The sequence below is a fragment of the Pseudoalteromonas sp. S8-8 genome (assembly GCF_000497875.1).
In the GTDB taxonomy this organism is placed as follows: Bacteria; Pseudomonadota; Gammaproteobacteria; order Enterobacterales; family Alteromonadaceae; genus Pseudoalteromonas; species Pseudoalteromonas arctica.
Genome location: NZ_AUTR01000035.1, coordinates 233530 through 250126, shown reverse-complemented (window position 1 = coordinate 250126; position 16597 = coordinate 233530). Strand labels below are relative to the sequence as shown.

17 protein-coding genes are annotated in these 16597 nt (G+C 40.2%); 13 read left to right on the top strand and 4 right to left on the bottom strand.

Translation table 11 applies throughout. The annotated features are described in order from the left end of the window. The first annotated feature begins 33 nt into the window (after positions 1–33). The 3 genes from gshB (at position 34) to ruvX (ending at position 2145) form a co-directional block, all read left to right on the top strand. Positions 34–984: a glutathione synthase gene (gene gshB, locus L659_RS0111920; RefSeq protein WP_024590680.1), complete on the top strand. Its 951-nt coding sequence runs from the start codon at positions 34–36 to the stop codon at positions 982–984. Between the two features lie 115 nt (positions 985–1099). Continuing rightward, the gene (locus L659_RS0111915) at positions 1100–1657 is read left to right on the top strand and encodes a YqgE/AlgH family protein (protein ID WP_007585401.1); all 558 of its coding nucleotides are present in this window, start codon (positions 1100–1102) and stop codon (positions 1655–1657) included. A gap of 38 nt (positions 1658–1695) precedes the next feature. Further along, complete coding sequence (gene ruvX, locus L659_RS0111910) at positions 1696–2145, top strand: Holliday junction resolvase RuvX (RefSeq protein WP_008170791.1); 450 nt, start codon at positions 1696–1698, stop codon at positions 2143–2145. Positions 2146–2234: 89 nt separating this feature from the next. Here ruvX and L659_RS0111905 read toward each other — a convergent pair whose 3' ends face one another. Then, positions 2235–3371: a PilT/PilU family type 4a pilus ATPase gene (locus L659_RS0111905; RefSeq protein ID WP_010553294.1), complete on the bottom strand. Its 1137-nt coding sequence runs from the start codon at positions 3369–3371 to the stop codon at positions 2235–2237. A 9-nt stretch (positions 3372–3380) separates the two neighbouring features. Further along, on the bottom strand, positions 3381–4421 hold the full coding sequence (locus L659_RS0111900; protein ID WP_007585408.1) for a type IV pilus twitching motility protein PilT: 1041 nt from the start codon (positions 4419–4421) through the stop codon (positions 3381–3383). A 2-nt stretch (positions 4422–4423) separates the two neighbouring features. Here L659_RS0111900 and L659_RS0111895 point away from each other — a divergent pair, with 2 nt between their 5' ends. The 8 genes from L659_RS0111895 to L659_RS0111860 all read left to right on the top strand — a co-directional run bounded on the left by L659_RS0111895 (position 4424) and on the right by L659_RS0111860 (position 11439). Further along, positions 4424–5137 carry a YggS family pyridoxal phosphate-dependent enzyme gene (locus L659_RS0111895; protein ID WP_007585410.1) on the top strand — a complete coding sequence of 238 codons (714 nt, stop codon included), beginning with the start codon at positions 4424–4426 and terminating at the stop codon, positions 5135–5137. Between the two features lie 17 nt (positions 5138–5154). Then, a complete protein-coding gene (proC, locus tag L659_RS0111890) occupies positions 5155–5976 on the top strand; it encodes a pyrroline-5-carboxylate reductase (RefSeq protein WP_024590679.1) in 822 nt (273 codons plus the stop codon). A gap of 26 nt (positions 5977–6002) precedes the next feature. Further along, positions 6003–6536: a YggT family protein gene (locus L659_RS0111885; protein WP_007585413.1), complete on the top strand. Its 534-nt coding sequence runs from the start codon at positions 6003–6005 to the stop codon at positions 6534–6536. Between the two features lie 60 nt (positions 6537–6596). Further along, entirely contained in the window at positions 6597–7040 is a 444-nt protein-coding gene (locus tag L659_RS0111880; protein ID WP_024590678.1) for a DUF4426 domain-containing protein, read from the top strand. A gap of 4 nt (positions 7041–7044) precedes the next feature. After that, positions 7045–7644, top strand: coding sequence for an RdgB/HAM1 family non-canonical purine NTP pyrophosphatase (gene rdgB / locus L659_RS0111875; protein ID WP_024590677.1), 600 nt, complete (start codon positions 7045–7047; stop codon positions 7642–7644). Continuing rightward, positions 7641–8777: a radical SAM family heme chaperone HemW gene (hemW, locus tag L659_RS0111870; RefSeq protein ID WP_024590676.1), complete on the top strand. Its 1137-nt coding sequence runs from the start codon at positions 7641–7643 to the stop codon at positions 8775–8777. The genes rdgB and hemW overlap by 4 nt, the downstream gene beginning before the upstream one ends. Before the next feature lie 68 nt (positions 8778–8845). Beyond that, a complete protein-coding gene (locus L659_RS0111865) occupies positions 8846–10681 on the top strand; it encodes a DUF885 domain-containing protein (RefSeq protein ID WP_024590675.1) in 1836 nt (611 codons plus the stop codon). 89 nt (positions 10682–10770) lie between these two features. Further along, entirely contained in the window at positions 10771–11439 is a 669-nt protein-coding gene (locus L659_RS0111860) for a hypothetical protein (RefSeq protein WP_024590674.1), read from the top strand. Here L659_RS0111860 and L659_RS0111855 read toward each other — a convergent pair. Together L659_RS0111855 and L659_RS0111850 are read right to left on the bottom strand one after the other, a co-directional pair. Then, positions 11422–11865, bottom strand: a complete 444-nt coding sequence (locus L659_RS0111855; protein ID WP_007585421.1) for a hypothetical protein — start codon at positions 11863–11865, stop codon at positions 11422–11424. The two genes, L659_RS0111860 and L659_RS0111855, sit on opposite strands and share 18 nt — an antisense overlap. 274 nt (positions 11866–12139) lie before the next feature. Next, a complete protein-coding gene (locus L659_RS0111850; protein ID WP_024590673.1) occupies positions 12140–12856 on the bottom strand; it encodes an SIMPL domain-containing protein in 717 nt (238 codons plus the stop codon). Between the two features lie 114 nt (positions 12857–12970). Between L659_RS0111850 and L659_RS0111845 the strand changes: the two genes are divergently transcribed. Both L659_RS0111845 and L659_RS0111840 read left to right on the top strand, forming a co-directional pair. Then, positions 12971–15640, top strand: a complete 2670-nt coding sequence (locus tag L659_RS0111845) for a bifunctional acetate--CoA ligase family protein/GNAT family N-acetyltransferase (protein ID WP_007586928.1) — start codon at positions 12971–12973, stop codon at positions 15638–15640. After that, positions 15640–16593, top strand: a complete 954-nt coding sequence (locus tag L659_RS0111840; protein ID WP_024590672.1) for an ion transporter — start codon at positions 15640–15642, stop codon at positions 16591–16593. The genes L659_RS0111845 and L659_RS0111840 overlap by 1 nt, the downstream gene beginning before the upstream one ends. Positions 16594–16597 lie beyond the last annotated feature (4 nt).

Genomic DNA, 16597 nt, shown 5'->3' with positions numbered 1-16597 from the left:
ATAAACAGTAACATTTATAGTAAGGCACAGCGCATGGCAATTAAGTTAGGTATTATTTCAGATCCTATTAGTGGATTTAACATCAAAAAAGACACCGGTTTTGCAATGATGATGCAAGCGCAAGAACGCGGCTACGAAATTTATTATATGGAGATGGATGATTTATCTCTTCGTAAAGGTAAGTCGTACGCTACAGCGTCTAAAGCGCAAGTGTTTAATAATGCAGAAAAATGGTACGAGCTTGAAGAAAAAGCCACTATAGCCCTTGCCGACCTTGATGTTATTTTAATGCGAAAAGATCCTCCTTTTGATACCGAATACATTTACGCGACGTATATTTTAGAGCGTGCAGAACAAGAAGGTACGTTAATAATTAACAAGCCACAAAGCCTTCGCGATGCTAACGAAAAGCTATTTACAGCATGGTTTAGCGAACATACGCCAGACACACTTGTTACACGTAGCCAAAAACAAATTCGTGAGTTTTTAGCCGAGCATAAAGACATTATTTTAAAACCCCTTGATGGCATGGGTGGCGCATCTATTTTCCGCCTTAGAGAAGACGATGCCAACATTGGTGTAATTTGTGAAACGCTAACCGAGCACGGCAGCCGCTTTGCTATGGTGCAAAATTACATCCCAGAGATCAAACAAGGCGACAAGCGCGTATTGGTTATTGATGGTGAGGTTATTCCGTATTGTTTAGCGCGAATTCCACAAAATGGTGAAACACGCGGTAATTTAGCTGTTGGCGGTCGAGGCGAAGCGCGTCCACTTAGCGAGTCAGATTTAAAAATAGCGCAAGCGGTTGCACCAACGCTTAAAGAAAAAGGCTTAATATTTGTAGGTTTAGATATTATTGGCGATAAATTAACTGAAATTAACGTAACTGCACCAACGTGCGTGCGCGAAATTGAAGCTGCTTATGATATTTCTATCACGGGTATTTTATTTGATGCCATTGAGCGTAAATTAGGTAAGTAATTACCACAATAAAAAGCCCATTAGTTTAAGCCTTTCATGCAATTAATGGGCTTTTTATGTCTATTTAAATAACTATGCCATACTCAAAGTTCATTAACTAAAAAGGGTGAAATCTATGCAGTCATTAGAAAATCATTTTTTAATCGCGATGCCGTCGATGCAAGACCCTTTTTTTAAACGTGCTGTTACCTATATTTGTGAGCACAATGAAGATGGGGCTATGGGCTTGGTAATAAACCAACCTATTGATGTTACCGTTGGCGAACTTTTAGATAAAATAGAAATTGATAACGACAAAACGCAAAACGCAGCAAAAGTAAGTGTGTTTGCAGGCGGACCCGTTAAAACTGACCGTGGTTTTGTTTTGCACTCTCCTCAATCAGGTTATTCAGCAAGCCAAAAACTCAGTAGCGATATTATGATCACTACCTCAAAAGACGTTTTAGCAAGCTTAACTACCGCACAAGCACCTGAACAATTTATTATTACATTGGGTTATTCAGGATGGGAGCAAGGACAACTCGAACAAGAGTTACTTGATAACAGTTGGTTGATCATAGAAGCCGATCCGAAGATCATTTTTGACACCCCCGTTGAAAAACGATGGGAAAAAGCAGTTTCAATGTTGGGCTTTGATATTAGCCAACTCAGCCCTGAAGCTGGTCACGCATAATAGTAATTTAACCCTTAGCAAACTTAAACAAGATACACATGACAAAAAAATCGCTTAAGCCGCAAGGCGAACGCACTGTAATGGGCTTTGACTTTGGCACCAAAAGTATTGGTATTGCTATTGGGCAAGAGCTAACAGGCAGCGCGTCTAGCCTTAAGGCTGTAAAAGCACAAGATGGCATTCCTAACTGGGACCATATTGCTGTACAAGTAACCGAATGGCAGCCTGACTTAATGGTTGTTGGCTTACCACTAAATATGGATGGAACGTCACAAGAGGTTACCTTTAAAGCAAAAAAGTTTGCCAACAGATTACATAATCATTATGGCATTCCGGTACAAACACAAGACGAGCGTTTAACGACTGCGGATGCTAAAGCGCGACTTTTTGAAAGTGGTGGCTATAAAAACTTAGGCAAAGGTAACGTAGATAATATGTCTGCGGTTATTATTTTAGAAAGTTTTTTTGAGTCTAGTTACGGTGAATAAACAGGCTATATAAATAACCTGTTATATAAATAAAAAGCGCCAATTGACGCTTTTTTTATATTAAGTATTTATATTCATTACTTTTTAAATCATTGATCGCTATTTTTATCGTCAAGGCCATCAATAGTAACGCCTTGTAAAAAGCCCGCACCTTGCTGCTCGTTATTGCGCAGTTTAATCATTAAGCGTAAATCATTTGGCGAATCAGCATGATGCAGTGCATCAGCGTAATTAATTCGCTGCTGTCTATACAGCTCAAATAATGCTTGGTCAAAGGTTTGCATGCCCATTTCTTTCGATTTAGCCATTGCCTCTTTAATACCACCAATATCACCGTTTTTAATCAGTTCAGCAACCATTGGTGAGTTAAGCAATATTTCAATAGCTGCAACACGGCTTTCACCATCAGCAGTCGGTACTAATTGCTGAGCAACAATTGCACGTAAGTTAAGTGCTAAATCGTACTTAAGCTTATCGTGTTTTTCTTTTGGAACTAAATGCATAATACGGTCAATCGCTTGGTTAGCATTATTAGCATGCAGTGTTGCAACACACAGGTGCCCAGTTTCGGCAAAGCTTAGTGCGTATTCCATAGTTTCTTGAGAGCGAATTTCACCAATCAAAATTACATCGGGAGCTTGGCGTAATGAGCTTTTAAGTGCTGACTCAAAGCTTTCGGTATCAAGCCCTACTTCGCGTTGAGTAATAATACTTTTGCGATGCTCATGAACAAATTCAATCGGATCTTCAATAGTCAGTATATGACCACGTTGATGTCGGTTACGGTAACCAATAAGTGCGGCTAGCGAGGTTGATTTACCCGTGCCAGTACCACCGACGAACAAAACAAGGCCACGCTTAGACATAATTACATCGGTAAGAATAGAAGGAAGACCTAGCTCACTCACATCAGGTATTTGCGTAACAATACGGCGAATAACCATACCTGCTTTATCGCGTTGCCAAAAGGCAGAAATACGAAAGCGCCCTTCGTCAGTGGCAATCGCAAAGTTACATTCTTTCGTTGTATGAAACTCTGCTTTTTGCTTTTCGCTCATTGCAGATTCAACTAACTCAAGCGATTGCTCATCTGTAAGCCTATCGTCACTGAGGGCTGTTAGCTCGCCGTTTATTTTTGCACTTACAGGTAGCTGACTCGATACAAATAAGTCAGAGCCTTTTTTCTCAATCATGATGAGTAAAAAGTCGTTTAAAGATAAAGCCATAATAGTTTCTTACCCGCCAAATTGTGTTTTGTCTTGTGCTTTTTCTTTCGCTGCCGCATTTGTAACAATGCCGTGATTAACTAAATTAGTTAAACATTGATCCATTGTTTGCATGCCCACAGACGCACCGGTTTGAATAGACGAGTACATTTGTGCAATTTTATCTTCACGAATTAAGTTACGAATAGCAGGTACTGCAATCATAATTTCGTGTGCTGCAACTCGCCCGCCACCAATCTTTTTAAGCAGTGTTTGCGAAATAACAGCACGCAAAGATTCAGATAACATTGAACGTACCATTGATTTTTCTTCACCTGGGAATACATCGATAATACGGTCAATGGTTTTTGGTGCAGATGTTGTATGCAACGTGCCAAACACTAAGTGGCCTGTTTCGGCTGCGGTCATTGCAAGACGAATTGTTTCTAAATCACGTAACTCACCAACCAATATTACATCTGGATCTTCACGCAATGCACTACGTAGCGCATTTGAAAAGCTATGAGTATCGCGATGTACCTCACGTTGATTAATAAGGCTTAATTTATTATCGTGAACAAACTCGATTGGATCTTCGATTGTTAGAATATGGTGATGTTTATTTTGATTTATATAATCGACCATAGCGGCAAGTGTTGTTGATTTACCAGAGCCCGTTGGGCCTGTCACTAACACGAGTCCACGTGGGGTATCGGAGATTGTTTTAAAAATATCTGGCGCACCTAAATCATCAAGCGTTAACACTTCACTTGGTATGGTACGAAATACCGCAGCAGGCCCGCGATTAGAGTTAAACGCATTCACACGAAAACGTGCTAAATTAGGCACTTCAAACGAAAAATCCACTTCGAGATTTTGTTCATAGTCCTTGCGTTGATTATCGTTCATAATATCGTAAACCAGACTGTTTACGTCTTTGTCTGCAAGGGCTGGTATATTAATGCGGCGAACATCACCGTCTACGCGTATCATAGGTGAAACACCCGACGATAAATGTAAATCGGATGCTTTGTGTTGCACACTAAACGCTAATAATTCGGTAATATCCATTTATGACTCCACAACTAACTGATAAATATATGGTTACAATAGCAGAACGACTCACATCCGCCTACGCTAGAATTGCAGACGCGGCAAAAATTGCACAACGAAACACTAACGAAGTCACTCTACTGGCAGTGTCTAAAACTAAACCAAGCGAAGATGTTATTGCAGCTTATGAGCATGGTCAGCGCGAATTTGGTGAATCTTATGTTCAAGAGGCTATAGATAAAATAGCTCAACTACAGTCATATAGCGACATCATTTGGCATTTCATTGGCCCGATTCAATCTAATAAAAGTGCTTTAGTGGCTGCCAACTTTGATTGGGTGCAAAGTGTTGATCGCATAAAAATAGCGAAACGATTAGATTCCCAGCGCCCAGACGATAAACAGCCTCTTAATATACTTATTCAAGTAAATATAAGTAATGAAGAAGCGAAGTCGGGTTGCCACCGCGATGAAATAGATGAACTTGCCGATTTTATTAACCAATGTGAGCACTTAACACTTCGAGGTTTAATGGCGATTCCCGCTAAAAGCAACGATCTGGATACGCAAATTCAATCTTTTGAGCAATTACAAACTTGCTTTGATAAACTAAAGACCCAATATCCTCAAGTAGATACTTTGTCGATGGGTATGAGTAACGATGTTGAAGCTGCCATTAGTGCAGGCTCAACCATGGTAAGGATCGGCACAGACATTTTTGGAACACGAACTTAAAAGGTGATAACAGATTTATGTCAGATAAAAAAATCGCATTTATAGGCACAGGTAATATGAGCTACGCCATTATTGGTGGCATGGTAAAAAACGGTTTTAACGCAAGTAACATTATTGCGACTAACCGCAACCAAGAAAAGCTTGAAAAGGTAGCAGCCGATTTCAAGGTGCAAACCACCAGTGACAATAACGAAGCCCTGCGCGATGCTGATGTAATTGTTTTGTCTGTTAAACCACAAATGATGGGCGATTTATGTAAATCGTTTCAAGAGTCGGGCGTAGATTTTAGCGATAAACTGTTTATTTCTGTTGCTGCTGGCTTAACTGTAAAACGTTTACGTGAAATGCTAGGTCAAGACGTTAAAATGGTACGTTGTATGCCAAATACACCGTCTTTATTAGGCCGTGGTGTATCAGGTTTATATGGTGCGGGCGAAACACAAAGCGAACACGAATTTGTACAACAAGTTTTTGAATGCACGGGCATTGTTGTATGGGTGGAAAAAGAGTCACAAATTAACGATATTATTGCTGTAACCGGCTCATCACCTGCTTACTTTTTCTTATTTATGGAAGCCATAGAAGAAAAAGCTAAAGCTCTGGGCTTTAACGATGAAGACGCTCGTCGCCTGGTACAACAAACAGCCCTTGGCGCCGCCGAAATGGCACTTAGCCAGCCTGATATTACTATTTCGCAACTACGTTCAAACGTAACATCTAAAGGCGGTACTACTCACGCAGCTGTTGAGCACTTAAAAGATGAAGGCTTAACTAAAACCGTTGGCGATGCAATGGATGCGTGTATTGCGCGTGCAGAGCAAATGGAAAAAGAACTTTAAAACCACTTTTTATTGAAGGTTACACTATGAATGCCATGCAATTTTTAATCAGTACCCTGTTTGATTTGTTTTTAATGGTGGTATTACTGCGCTTTTGGCTGCAGTGGGCAAAAGCCGACTTTTATAATCCAATGAGCCAGTTTGTGGTTAAAGCCACGTCGTTTGCGGTAAAACCACTGCGAAAAATCATTCCGGGGTTTGGCGGACTTGATCTAGCATCTCTGTTGCTGGCATTTATAGTGGCTGTAGCCAAAATTAGTACTTTAATGCTTGTTATATATAATGCGTGGGCAATACAGCCTGTAATTATACAAGCACTTATAACGGTACTAAAAGAAGGCCTTAACTTAGTTTTTTGGGTACTTATTATTCGCGCTATTTTAAGCTGGGTTAGCCAAGGTTATAACCCTATAGAAGCGGTTTTCCATCAGCTTACTGAACCAATGCTAAAACCAATTCGTAAAATATTACCATCAATGGGTGGCTTAGATTTATCAGTTTTAGTACTTATTATTGGTATTCAGTTTTTGCAAATGCTGCTTATGGATTTTTTAGTCTAATATGGATTTTTTAATTAGAGGCCCAAAGGCCTCTTTTTTATATGTTTTGAGGAATACATAATGAACCGTTTAATTAAGTTTTGTTTTATTGCTTGTTTAGCATTTGCATTTAACGCGCAAAGCGAAGAAATGCAAGGCGCACAATATAAAGAGCTTGGCCCTTGGCAAGTGCATTACATCGCCTTTCCTTCTACTTTTATTCAGCCAAAAATAGCAAAAGCGTATGGCCTTGAGCGAAGCGGATACAAAGGCATTGTGAATATTTCTATATTAAAAAATGATGCCGAAAATACAGCCCAAACAGCAAAGCTTACTGGCACAGCTAGAAACCTACTTGGCAATAAACAAACGCTTACTTTTAAAGAAGTAAAAGAAGGTGGTTCAATTTATTACCTTGCCCAAGTTGATTATACCAACGAAGAGATTTTACGCTTTGAGATTGAAATACAACAAAGTAATCAATTTCAAAAATTACAGTTTCAGCAAAAATTTTACGTAGATTAATAACATGACCAAAACTTTAGTACTTGCTACAGGTAACCCTGGCAAAGTAAATGAGCTAGCTAACATGCTAAGCCCTCTGAATATTAATGTAGTTCCACAGAGCGATTTTAACGTAGGTGAAGTTGCCGAAACCGGCACTACCTTTGTTGAAAATGCCATTATTAAAGCGCGTCATGCCGCTAAAATTACTGGCATGCCTGCTATTGCCGATGACTCAGGTTTAGAAGTTGATGGCCTAAATGGCGCACCCGGTGTTTACTCTGCCCGTTTTGCAGGCCCAGGTGCCAGCGATCAAGATAACATTGATAAGTTACTCGTAGACTTGGGTAATAACCCTATCCGTAGTGCTCGTTTTTGGTGTGTACTGGTATTAATGCGCCACGCAGATGACTCTACCCCCCTTATTTGCAGTGCAAGCTGGGAAGGCGAAATTACGCTCACTCAAAAGGGCAACGGTGGCTTTGGTTACGACCCTGTATTTTTTGTAGCAGAGAAAAATTGTACCAGTGCTGATCTTACAAAAGAGCAAAAAAATGCAGTGAGTCATCGCGGCCAAGCACTACAAAAACTATTGCTAGAGCTACAGCAAAAAGGCGGCCTGTGAACCTTCCACCACTGAGCTTATATGTGCACGTACCTTGGTGCGTGCAAAAATGCCCGTACTGCGATTTTAATAGCCACGGACAAAAAGGTGAAATACCTGAAGCTGAATATGTTCAGCATTTAATTGATGATTTAAAAGCAGATTTGCACTTAGTGCAAGGACGTAAAATTCACAGCATCTTTATTGGTGGCGGTACTCCGAGCTTATTAACTGGTGCGGCTTATACTCGTTTATTAAATGAAGTCGACAACCTAATTGGTCTTGAAGAGCACTGCGAAATTACCCTTGAAGCCAACCCAGGTACAGTAGAAACAGGTCGTTTTAAAGATTACGTAAAAGCAGGTATTAACCGTATTTCGATTGGCGTGCAAAGCATGCAAAACGACAAGCTAAAAGCACTGGGGCGGATTCATGGCAGTGACGAGGCTAATTATGCTGCGCAGCAAGCTAAAGAAGCCGGTTTAAATAGCTTTAACCTTGATTTAATGCACGGCTTACCAGGGCAAACACTTGACGATGCACTGAGCGATTTAAAGCAAATAATAGCGCTCGATCCTCCTCATATATCGTGGTATCAACTAACTATTGAACCCAATACTCAATTTGCTTCAAAGCCCCCTACCTTGCCACAAGACGAAACACTGTGGGACATTCAAGAGCAAGGGGTAGAGTTACTAGCTCAAGCAGGTTACATACAATACGAAATATCGGGCTATGCAAAACCGGGCTATCAATGCCAACATAACTTGAATTATTGGCGTTTTGGCGATTATCTCGGTATTGGTTGCGGCGCGCATGGTAAGGTTACTGATGCAAATACAGGGCTTATTACGCGTACTGAAAAGGTTAAACACCCACGCGGCTATATGGATTTAATTAAACCGTATATGTACAAAAGCTGGCATGTAGAGCAAGACGATTTAGCGTTTGAATTTTTTATGAATCGCTTTCGCCTTGTTGAGCCTTGCCCAATTAATGATTTTAATAAACTTACAACACTGCCACTGCAAAGTCAGCAAAGTGCATTAAACCAAGCAATTAATAAAGGTTTATTGACTCAAACAGACAGCCATTGGCAGGTAAGTTTAAAAGGTCATCGCTTTTTAAATGACCTGCTAGAATTATTTGTGTAGCCCCCAGCGCTACACAAAAAATAAATATAAAACACCCTAATGGGTTTCTAACAACAAAAGGGAAAACAATGCGTAAACTTACTTTTATTGCGGCCGCAGTAAGCGTTGCACTACTTGCTGGTTGCCAGCAAACAACACAACAAGCGACTTCAGCTCCTATTGCACAAGCAGTTCAATCACAACAAAGTGAAATAGACAAAGCCAATGCATTTTTTGAAGATACATTTAACCGCGACGTAATGAGCAGTCCTGTATATCAAACATACATGGGTATTAAGCAAGATTACGATAAGTGGGATGATGGCAGCGAAGAAAGACAGCTTAAAGATTTAGCGCAAACGAAAGCTGACCTAGTTGCACTAAAAGCAATCAGCCGTGATTTATTAGATGATGCAACAAAAGTTAGCTACGACTTAAAAAAACAAGATCTTGAAAGCTCAATTGCTGACTTTAAATGGCGCTACCATAATTACCCTGTGAACCAAATGTTTGGTACGCATTCTATGATCCCTGCATTTTTAATTAATCAGCACTCAATTAGTAATGTAAAAGAAGCTAAAGACTACATTTCTCGTTTAAATGGTGTAACTGGTGTTATTGATCAGCTTATCGTTGATTTAACTGTACGTGCAGAAAAAGGCATCATAGCCCCTAAGTTTGTATTCCCGCATGTTATTGATTCAAGCAAAAACATTATTCACGGTGCACCGTTTGAAAAAGGCGATGATTCTACATTGCTTGCTGACTTTAAACGTAAAGTAACAGCGCTTGAAATTAGCCAAGACGAAAAAGACTCGTTAATCAGCGATGCATCAGATGCATTAAAATCGGCTGTTAAACCATCTTACTCTAAGTTAATTAATTACCTTGCACAGCTTGAAAAACGCGCAGATGATCGCGATGGCGCATGGAAATTACCTGATGGCGAAGCGTTTTATAACAACGCACTTAAGCGCACAACTACAACAGATTTAACGGCTAAAGAAATTCATGCAATTGGTCTATCTGAAGTGACACGTATTCATGATGAAATGCGTGAAATTAAAGACAAAGTTGGCTTTAAAGGCGACTTAAAAGCGTTTATGCAGTTTATGAAAACTGACAAGCAATTTTACTACCCTAATGATGCACAAGGTAAACAACGCTACCTTGATGAAGCCACTGGGCTTATTGATACAATGAAAACGCGTTTAGATGAGCTATTCATTGTTAAACCAAAAGCTGATTTAAAAGTAAAAGCGGTTGAAGCATTCCGTGAAAAAGCGGCAGGTAAAGCATTTTACCAACAGCCAGCTCCAGATGGGTCACGCCCAGGTGTTTACTACGCTAACCTTTACGATATGGAAGCAATGCCAACGTATCAAATGGAAGCACTGGCTTACCACGAAGGTATTCCGGGACACCACATGCAAATAGCTATTTCGCAAGAGCTAGAAGGTATTCCTAAATTCCGTAAGTTTGGTGGCTACACAGCGTATATTGAAGGCTGGGGTTTATACTCAGAGTTCATTCCTAAAGAAATGGGCATGTACTCAGACCCTTACTCTGATTTTGGTCGCCTTTCAATGGAATTATGGCGCGCATGTCGCTTAGTTGTTGATACAGGTATTCACGCAATGAAGTGGACTCGCCAAGAAGGTATTGATTACTACGTAAATAACACCCCTAATGCTACATCTGACGGTGTTAAAATGGTTGAGCGTCACATTGTAATGCCTTCACAAGCAACCGCTTATAAAGTGGGTATGCTTAAGATTTTAGAACTTCGTGAAGACGCTAAAAAGCAACTGGGTGATAAATTTGATATTCGTCAGTTCCACGACGTAGTGCTTAAAAATGGTCCTGTACCACTTAATGTACTAGAAAACTTTGTTAATGAATGGGTAGCAAGCAAAAAGGCTTAAAACCAATTTAAACAATTGCTTTAAATATGAAAGGTCGCATTTGCGGCCTTTTTTGTTTTATAGTAGCAAAAAAGATTTTGGAAATAATAATGGATTTAAGCATACAACTACTTAATGCGCGTATTTCAAAGCAGCAGTTAAATGAACTCGATAACGACTTTAGACAGTTAAGCCCTGCTCAGCAAACTTTGCAGCTTAACCATTTATATGACAGCGCCCAACGGTTGAGTGTTAAGTATGACTTTATGCAAAACATAGCAATCCGTATATTAAGTACTAATACAGCACCTTCTCTATTTATTAACCAACTCACTAATATTGACGCATTGAGCTTTTTCACCCCAGCGCTGAGAGTAAATAAAGGCTTTTTAGTACAAGATACTCAAGGAAATAACGTACTGCACAATGTGTTTAAGCATGCCGATGCTACAAAGCTACCATTTAACTATGTACGCTCTTTAATGTTGTTTGAATCAAATGATGACTTAGTTAAAGCACTCGCGCAGCCCAACTCTCACGGATTAACACCAGTTGCCTGCTACATTGCCTATGCAAATAAACCGAGCACACCGGTAAAGCATGAATTTTCAGCTTTGTTAGCATTAATGGAAATAGAGCAAAAACAAAACCCTAACGCAAAACAGCAGCTTGCCAACGTACTAAAAGGGCAAAAAGTTAACGAGACCACAATTTTACTGAGCGCCGCTTACTTGCAACGCTCAACGGCGCAAGTTGCTCACTTAATCAAGGCGCTTTAATTCACTCACAACTTCTGTACGCACACTGTCTATGGCATGTGTAATAGATTGCGCAGCACTTTGCTGATCAACCATATTTGGCCAATTTGTTTGCCAGACCTTTTGTAAGTCTTTTGTTTTTAAATGTACTTTATCAACGGCTAAGTAGCTTAAGTCATGAATTAAGTTAACTTTAACCCAGCCTTTTCTAGGGCTGCCATCTATTTTGTTATTATCGTAATGTGCGGCAAATACAATAAGCTCAAGCTCGGCTAGTTCTTGTAAAATTTGAAAGCTAGCAATGCGTGTATTGTTGTTCTCTTCACTTGCCTCCATTCGCCATGCATTATAACTAAAGCCTATAAACGCAAACACTACGCTCGCTATAGCAGTAAAAAAATACGAACGGGGCGCCAGTACAAACTGACCATATTTAGACTCTGACATATTATTTCCTAGGGCCTGTTTATCTTTCGAGGTTAAATTTGCAGCAGTATGTTTGGTATTTAGGCAAGGCAGAGCCTATGCAGTGTGGTTATTCCCCATAAATAGGCGATAACGTGGAATAAATGCCAAACATACGCTGCCCGAAGGGTTCTGCCTAGGGGCAATTTACTCTTTGTTGCTCGGTTTTTACTTAGCCCGCTAGGTTACAAACCTCACGCCGCGATTAAATCGCCCCTAGATTGAACAAATTTTAATCCTGAAAGGTCAACAGGCCCTAGTCATTTAAATAATATTCAACACTGGTTACCACTCTTATATTTTTTATTTGCGGTGTGTTTGAATCTCGATTACTGATACTAAATTGCCCTTGGCGAGCTGTTTTTATTTTGCCTAATTTTGAATTAGAGTCTTTAGCAAATTTATTAGCGACTTCACGCGCTTTTTCAGTTGCTTCTTGCACCATCGCAGGTTTTACATCATTGAGGCCAGTAAAAATATATTCAACTTTTGTTTCGTAGCTGTCCTGCACTATTGCGATATCTTGTTTAGCAAGTTGGCTCACTTTGCTCAACGCGTTTTGCACTTTATCTGGCGCATCAGAATAAACAATAATATTTGAGCGCACTATGTATCTAAATTGCTGATTTTCATTACTGTATTCACGTGCTTGCTTATCAATAACTGACTGGCTGCCTATTGTTATTTCATCGTCGTCAAAACCATGCAGTTTTAAAAAAGCAGTTACAGCATCATTTTTTTTCTCAACTCGGCTGACTAATTTTTCAAGATTATTGTCGGCATCACTAAATTGCAGAGGCCAAATTACCGTATCGGCTATAACTTCTCGCTCGGCCAATCCCTTAACCTGCACAGTACGTTCCATCTCTTTTACACTGAGAGCTGTGCTCTTTAAAATAAACCCTAAGCTAATTAAGCCTATACTTAAACAAATAGCCGCTATAACAATGTAAAAACCGGGGGTTTTATTCACAATAATCTCCTTGATTGATATCAATAATAAGCATCTAGACGCTCGAAATAACACAGTAAACAGGGTACATTGAGACTATAAATAACGCAAAATTTAATCAGCCTAGGAAAAACCATGAGCCTTAAGCGCATTACCCAGTTTTTTAACCCAAGCTCAGTGGCCGTTATTGGTGCCTCTAATATATCAACTCGTGCTGGTTTTGTGGTTATGCGCAACTTACTTCAAGGCGGTTTTAAAGGGCCGATAATGCCCGTTACTCCAAGCCATAGCGCAGTACATGGCGTACTTGCTTACCCCTCTATTGCTGACTTACCAAAAGTACCCGACCTTGCTGTTATTTGTACTAACAAAAATACCTTAATTGATATTATTGAGCAGCTTGGAGAGCTTGGCTGTAAAACGGCTATTGTTATTGCAGATGGGCTTTCTGGAGAGCAAAAAAGCGCACTTAAAGCATGCGCTCAAGCCAAACAGGTTACTTTGCTTGGACCCAATTGTTTGGGCTTGCTGATCCCTCATATTGGTTTAAATGCGAGCTTTTCACATACCGTGGCGAGCCCAGGTAAAATTGCATTTGTATCGCAATCAGCAGCTGTATGCTCAACCATTTTAGATTGGGCTAAAAACAAAGAAATTGGCTTTTCATATTTTGTATCGGTAGGTGATTGCCTTGATATAAACTTTAATGAACTACTCGACTTTTTAGGTCGTGATGCTAAAACCAAAGCTATTTTACTCTACATTGATAACATTGAAGATATTCGTGGCTTTATATCAGCAGCAAGAGCCGCGGCCTTTAGTAAACCTGTAATTGCAATTAAAACAGGTAAAACAAGTGCAGGCGCACTTGCAGCCGAAATTCACACCGGTGGAAAGCAAAGCTCTGATGCTGTTTACGATGCGTTATTTCAACGAGCGGGTATGCTGCGCGTAAATGATTTACGAGAGCTATTTGCAGCGACACAAACACTCGCCATGCATCCAAAATTATTAAAAGTAGAGCAACTGACAATTTTAACTAATGGTGGCGGCCCGGGTGTTATGGCCGTTGATGAGCTAATTCAAAGCTCCGGTAAATTAGCAGAACTAAGCATTGAAACCCGAAATGCGCTAAATAAAGTTATTCCGCAATCAGAAACCACCTCAAACCCTGTGGATATTTTTGGCGACTCAGCACCTGCGCGTTATAAGCAAGCATTAGAAATTTTACTGCACGCAAAAGAAGTTAAAAACTTACTGATTATCCATACTCCCTCAGCGCTTGCGCCCAGCGAAGACTACGCCAACATTATTGTAGAAACCTTACAAACATTACCCAAAATGGCACGCCCTTACGTTATAACTAATTTTATGGGTGAAGACGCATCTTACGCCGCCAGAAAAGTGTGCTCAAACAACGCAATACCAACTTATAGAACACCAGAGGGTGCTGTTGGCGCGTTTATGCACTTGGTAACGTATCGCCGTAACCAAAAGCATTTAACGCAAACACCTGAGTCGAATACTGATGACGCAAAAATAAATAAAGTAGCAGCTAAAGCGCTTATTAATGAGTTTTTAGATGACGGACAAAGCTACTTACCTACCCATCAGGCAAGCCAAGTATTAAATCACTATGGTATTACATGCATTCAAACTGAGGTGGCTTACACCCCAACAGAAGCCAGAGAGCAAGCCATAGAACTTGGTTTTCCGGTCGCGTTAAAACTTATTAGCCCAAGTATTGCTTCAAAGTCTGAAGTAGGTGGTGTGGTGCTTAACTTAAACGACGCCAACGAGGTTGAACAAACCGCTTTTGCAATGCTTATCCGTATTAAAAACACTTATCCGGATGCTGTTATTGAAGGGTTTTCATTACAAAAAATGGCGCCGCGAGCAGGCGCAAATGAGCTGCGAATTGCAATTAAAACCGAGCCTAATTTTGGTCCTGTTATATTATTAGGTGAAGCAGGAACCGGCCTTGAATATGCGCAAGCCGCCGTTGCTCTGCCTCCACTAAATATGAACTTAGCAAAGTATTTAATTGCGGCAGCGCACGATAAAGGCGTACTAAAGGAGCGCATATTACCCGAAAAAGTTGATAAGTATCGTTTGTGTGCACTGCTAACGCGTATTTCTCAGTTAGTTATTGATCAACCTGACATAAGCTCAATGGAACTTAATCCTATTCTTGCCAGTAATGGACAGTTTTTAGTGCTCGATGCCACCATGACACTTAGCCGCTATCAAACTCAGAGCAATCGTAAGCGCTTATCTATTCGTCCCTACCCTATTGAACTTGTTGAAGTGGTAACACTTAAAAACAACACCCAGGCTACGCTCAGGCCAATAAAGCCAGAAGATGAACAAGCTCATAAAGCATTTGACGAGTCACTTAATAAAGAAGACAGATATAAACGCTTTTTTGGCGAACTACCACAATTTAACCACGATCAACTCGCTAAAATGACGCAAATTGATTACGACCGTGAAATGGCGTTTATTGTTTGCCAGCGCTTTGAAGGTAAAACACGTACATTAGGTGTATCTCGCGTCATTATGGACCCCGATAACCTGCATGCTGAGTTTGCCATTGTAGTACGCTCAGATTGCCAAGGCTTAGGGCTTGGTCGCATACTAATGAGTGCTGCAATTAACCACTGTAAACGCCAAGGTGTTGAGTCGATTGAAGGCATAACTTTACCAGAGAATACGGGGATGATTGAGCTTGCCCGTAAGTTAGGCTTTAAAATTAGTCGCGACTTTGAAGAAGGCAGTATTAATATGGTACTTAAACTTAAATAATGAATGAACCACACACTTTAAGACAAAAAATGGCTTGCCTGTTTGAAGGCACAGGCCAGTACCATCGAGCAGGACATATTCTTGATATTGCACTCATTAGCTTAATAATGATTAACGTTGTAGCCATTGTTATTGAATCAATTCCAAGTGTGGCAGAGCAGTATTACAACGAATTCTTAGTTTTAGAAATTGTCTCGGTCGCTATTTTTGCTATTGAGTACTTAGCCAGACTTTGGGCTTGCGTAGATAAAACACAATATGCAGCAATGGAAGGGTCTCATACCAAACGTCGGCTTAGCTATTTTTTCTCCCCTTTGGCAATTGTTGATTTAATTGCGATTTTACCAAGCTTAATGATGTTTTTATTTCCTCTCGATTTACGTTTTTTACGCGTGCTCCGACTATTAAGGGTATTTAAACTCACTCGCTACTCACGCGCCATGCAGCTACTTTTAAAAGCCTTTAACGATGAAGGTAGTTCATTAATGGCTGCTTTTTTTATTATGGCCGTCGTGCTTATTTTAGCTTCATGCGGAATTTACTTAATTGAGCACGACATACAACCCGATAAATTTGGCTCTATTCCTGCGGCTATGTGGTGGGCAATGGCAACATTAACAACCGTTGGTTATGGCGATGTAGTACCTATAACGCCATTGGGTAAGTTTTTCGGCGGTGTTATAACACTACTGAGCATGGGAATGGTTGCGATACCTACCGGTTTACTGGCGTCTAGTTTTTCAGAACAAATACGTAAACGCCGCCAATTTTTTGAAGATGCCGTACATGAACAAATTCAAGATGGCACTCTTAATGATACTCAACAAGAACACCTAGAAGAACTACGCTATAAATTAGGCTTGAGTAAACTAGAAGCTAATAAGGCCATTAAAACGCAGTTGAATGAGCATAATAGCCATTTGTTTTGCAGGCACTGCGGTAAAAGGCCTTAAATAA

Bases quoted from the DNA above. Each gene is read 5' to 3' on its own strand.
- gshB (WP_024590680.1), top strand. From the start codon at position 34: ATGGCAATTAAGTTAGGTATTATTTCAGATCCTATTAGTGGATTTAAC.
- L659_RS0111915 (WP_007585401.1), top strand. From the start codon at position 1,100: ATGCAGTCATTAGAAAATCATTTTTTAATCGCGATGCCGTCGATGCAA.
- ruvX (WP_008170791.1), top strand. From the start codon at position 1,696: ATGACAAAAAAATCGCTTAAGCCGCAAGGCGAACGCACTGTAATGGGC.
- L659_RS0111905 (WP_010553294.1), bottom strand. From the start codon at position 3,371: ATGGCTTTATCTTTAAACGACTTTTTACTCATCATGATTGAGAAAAAA.
- L659_RS0111900 (WP_007585408.1), bottom strand. From the start codon at position 4,421: ATGGATATTACCGAATTATTAGCGTTTAGTGTGCAACACAAAGCATCC.
- L659_RS0111895 (WP_007585410.1), top strand. From the start codon at position 4,424: ATGACTCCACAACTAACTGATAAATATATGGTTACAATAGCAGAACGA.
- proC (WP_024590679.1), top strand. From the start codon at position 5,155: ATGTCAGATAAAAAAATCGCATTTATAGGCACAGGTAATATGAGCTAC.
- L659_RS0111885 (WP_007585413.1), top strand. From the start codon at position 6,003: ATGAATGCCATGCAATTTTTAATCAGTACCCTGTTTGATTTGTTTTTA.
- L659_RS0111880 (WP_024590678.1), top strand. From the start codon at position 6,597: ATGAACCGTTTAATTAAGTTTTGTTTTATTGCTTGTTTAGCATTTGCA.
- rdgB (WP_024590677.1), top strand. From the start codon at position 7,045: ATGACCAAAACTTTAGTACTTGCTACAGGTAACCCTGGCAAAGTAAAT.
- L659_RS0111865 (WP_024590675.1), top strand. From the start codon at position 8,846: ATGCGTAAACTTACTTTTATTGCGGCCGCAGTAAGCGTTGCACTACTT.
- L659_RS0111860 (WP_024590674.1), top strand. From the start codon at position 10,771: ATGGATTTAAGCATACAACTACTTAATGCGCGTATTTCAAAGCAGCAG.
- L659_RS0111855 (WP_007585421.1), bottom strand. From the start codon at position 11,865: ATGTCAGAGTCTAAATATGGTCAGTTTGTACTGGCGCCCCGTTCGTAT.
- L659_RS0111845 (WP_007586928.1), top strand. From the start codon at position 12,971: ATGAGCCTTAAGCGCATTACCCAGTTTTTTAACCCAAGCTCAGTGGCC.
- L659_RS0111840 (WP_024590672.1), top strand. From the start codon at position 15,640: ATGAATGAACCACACACTTTAAGACAAAAAATGGCTTGCCTGTTTGAA.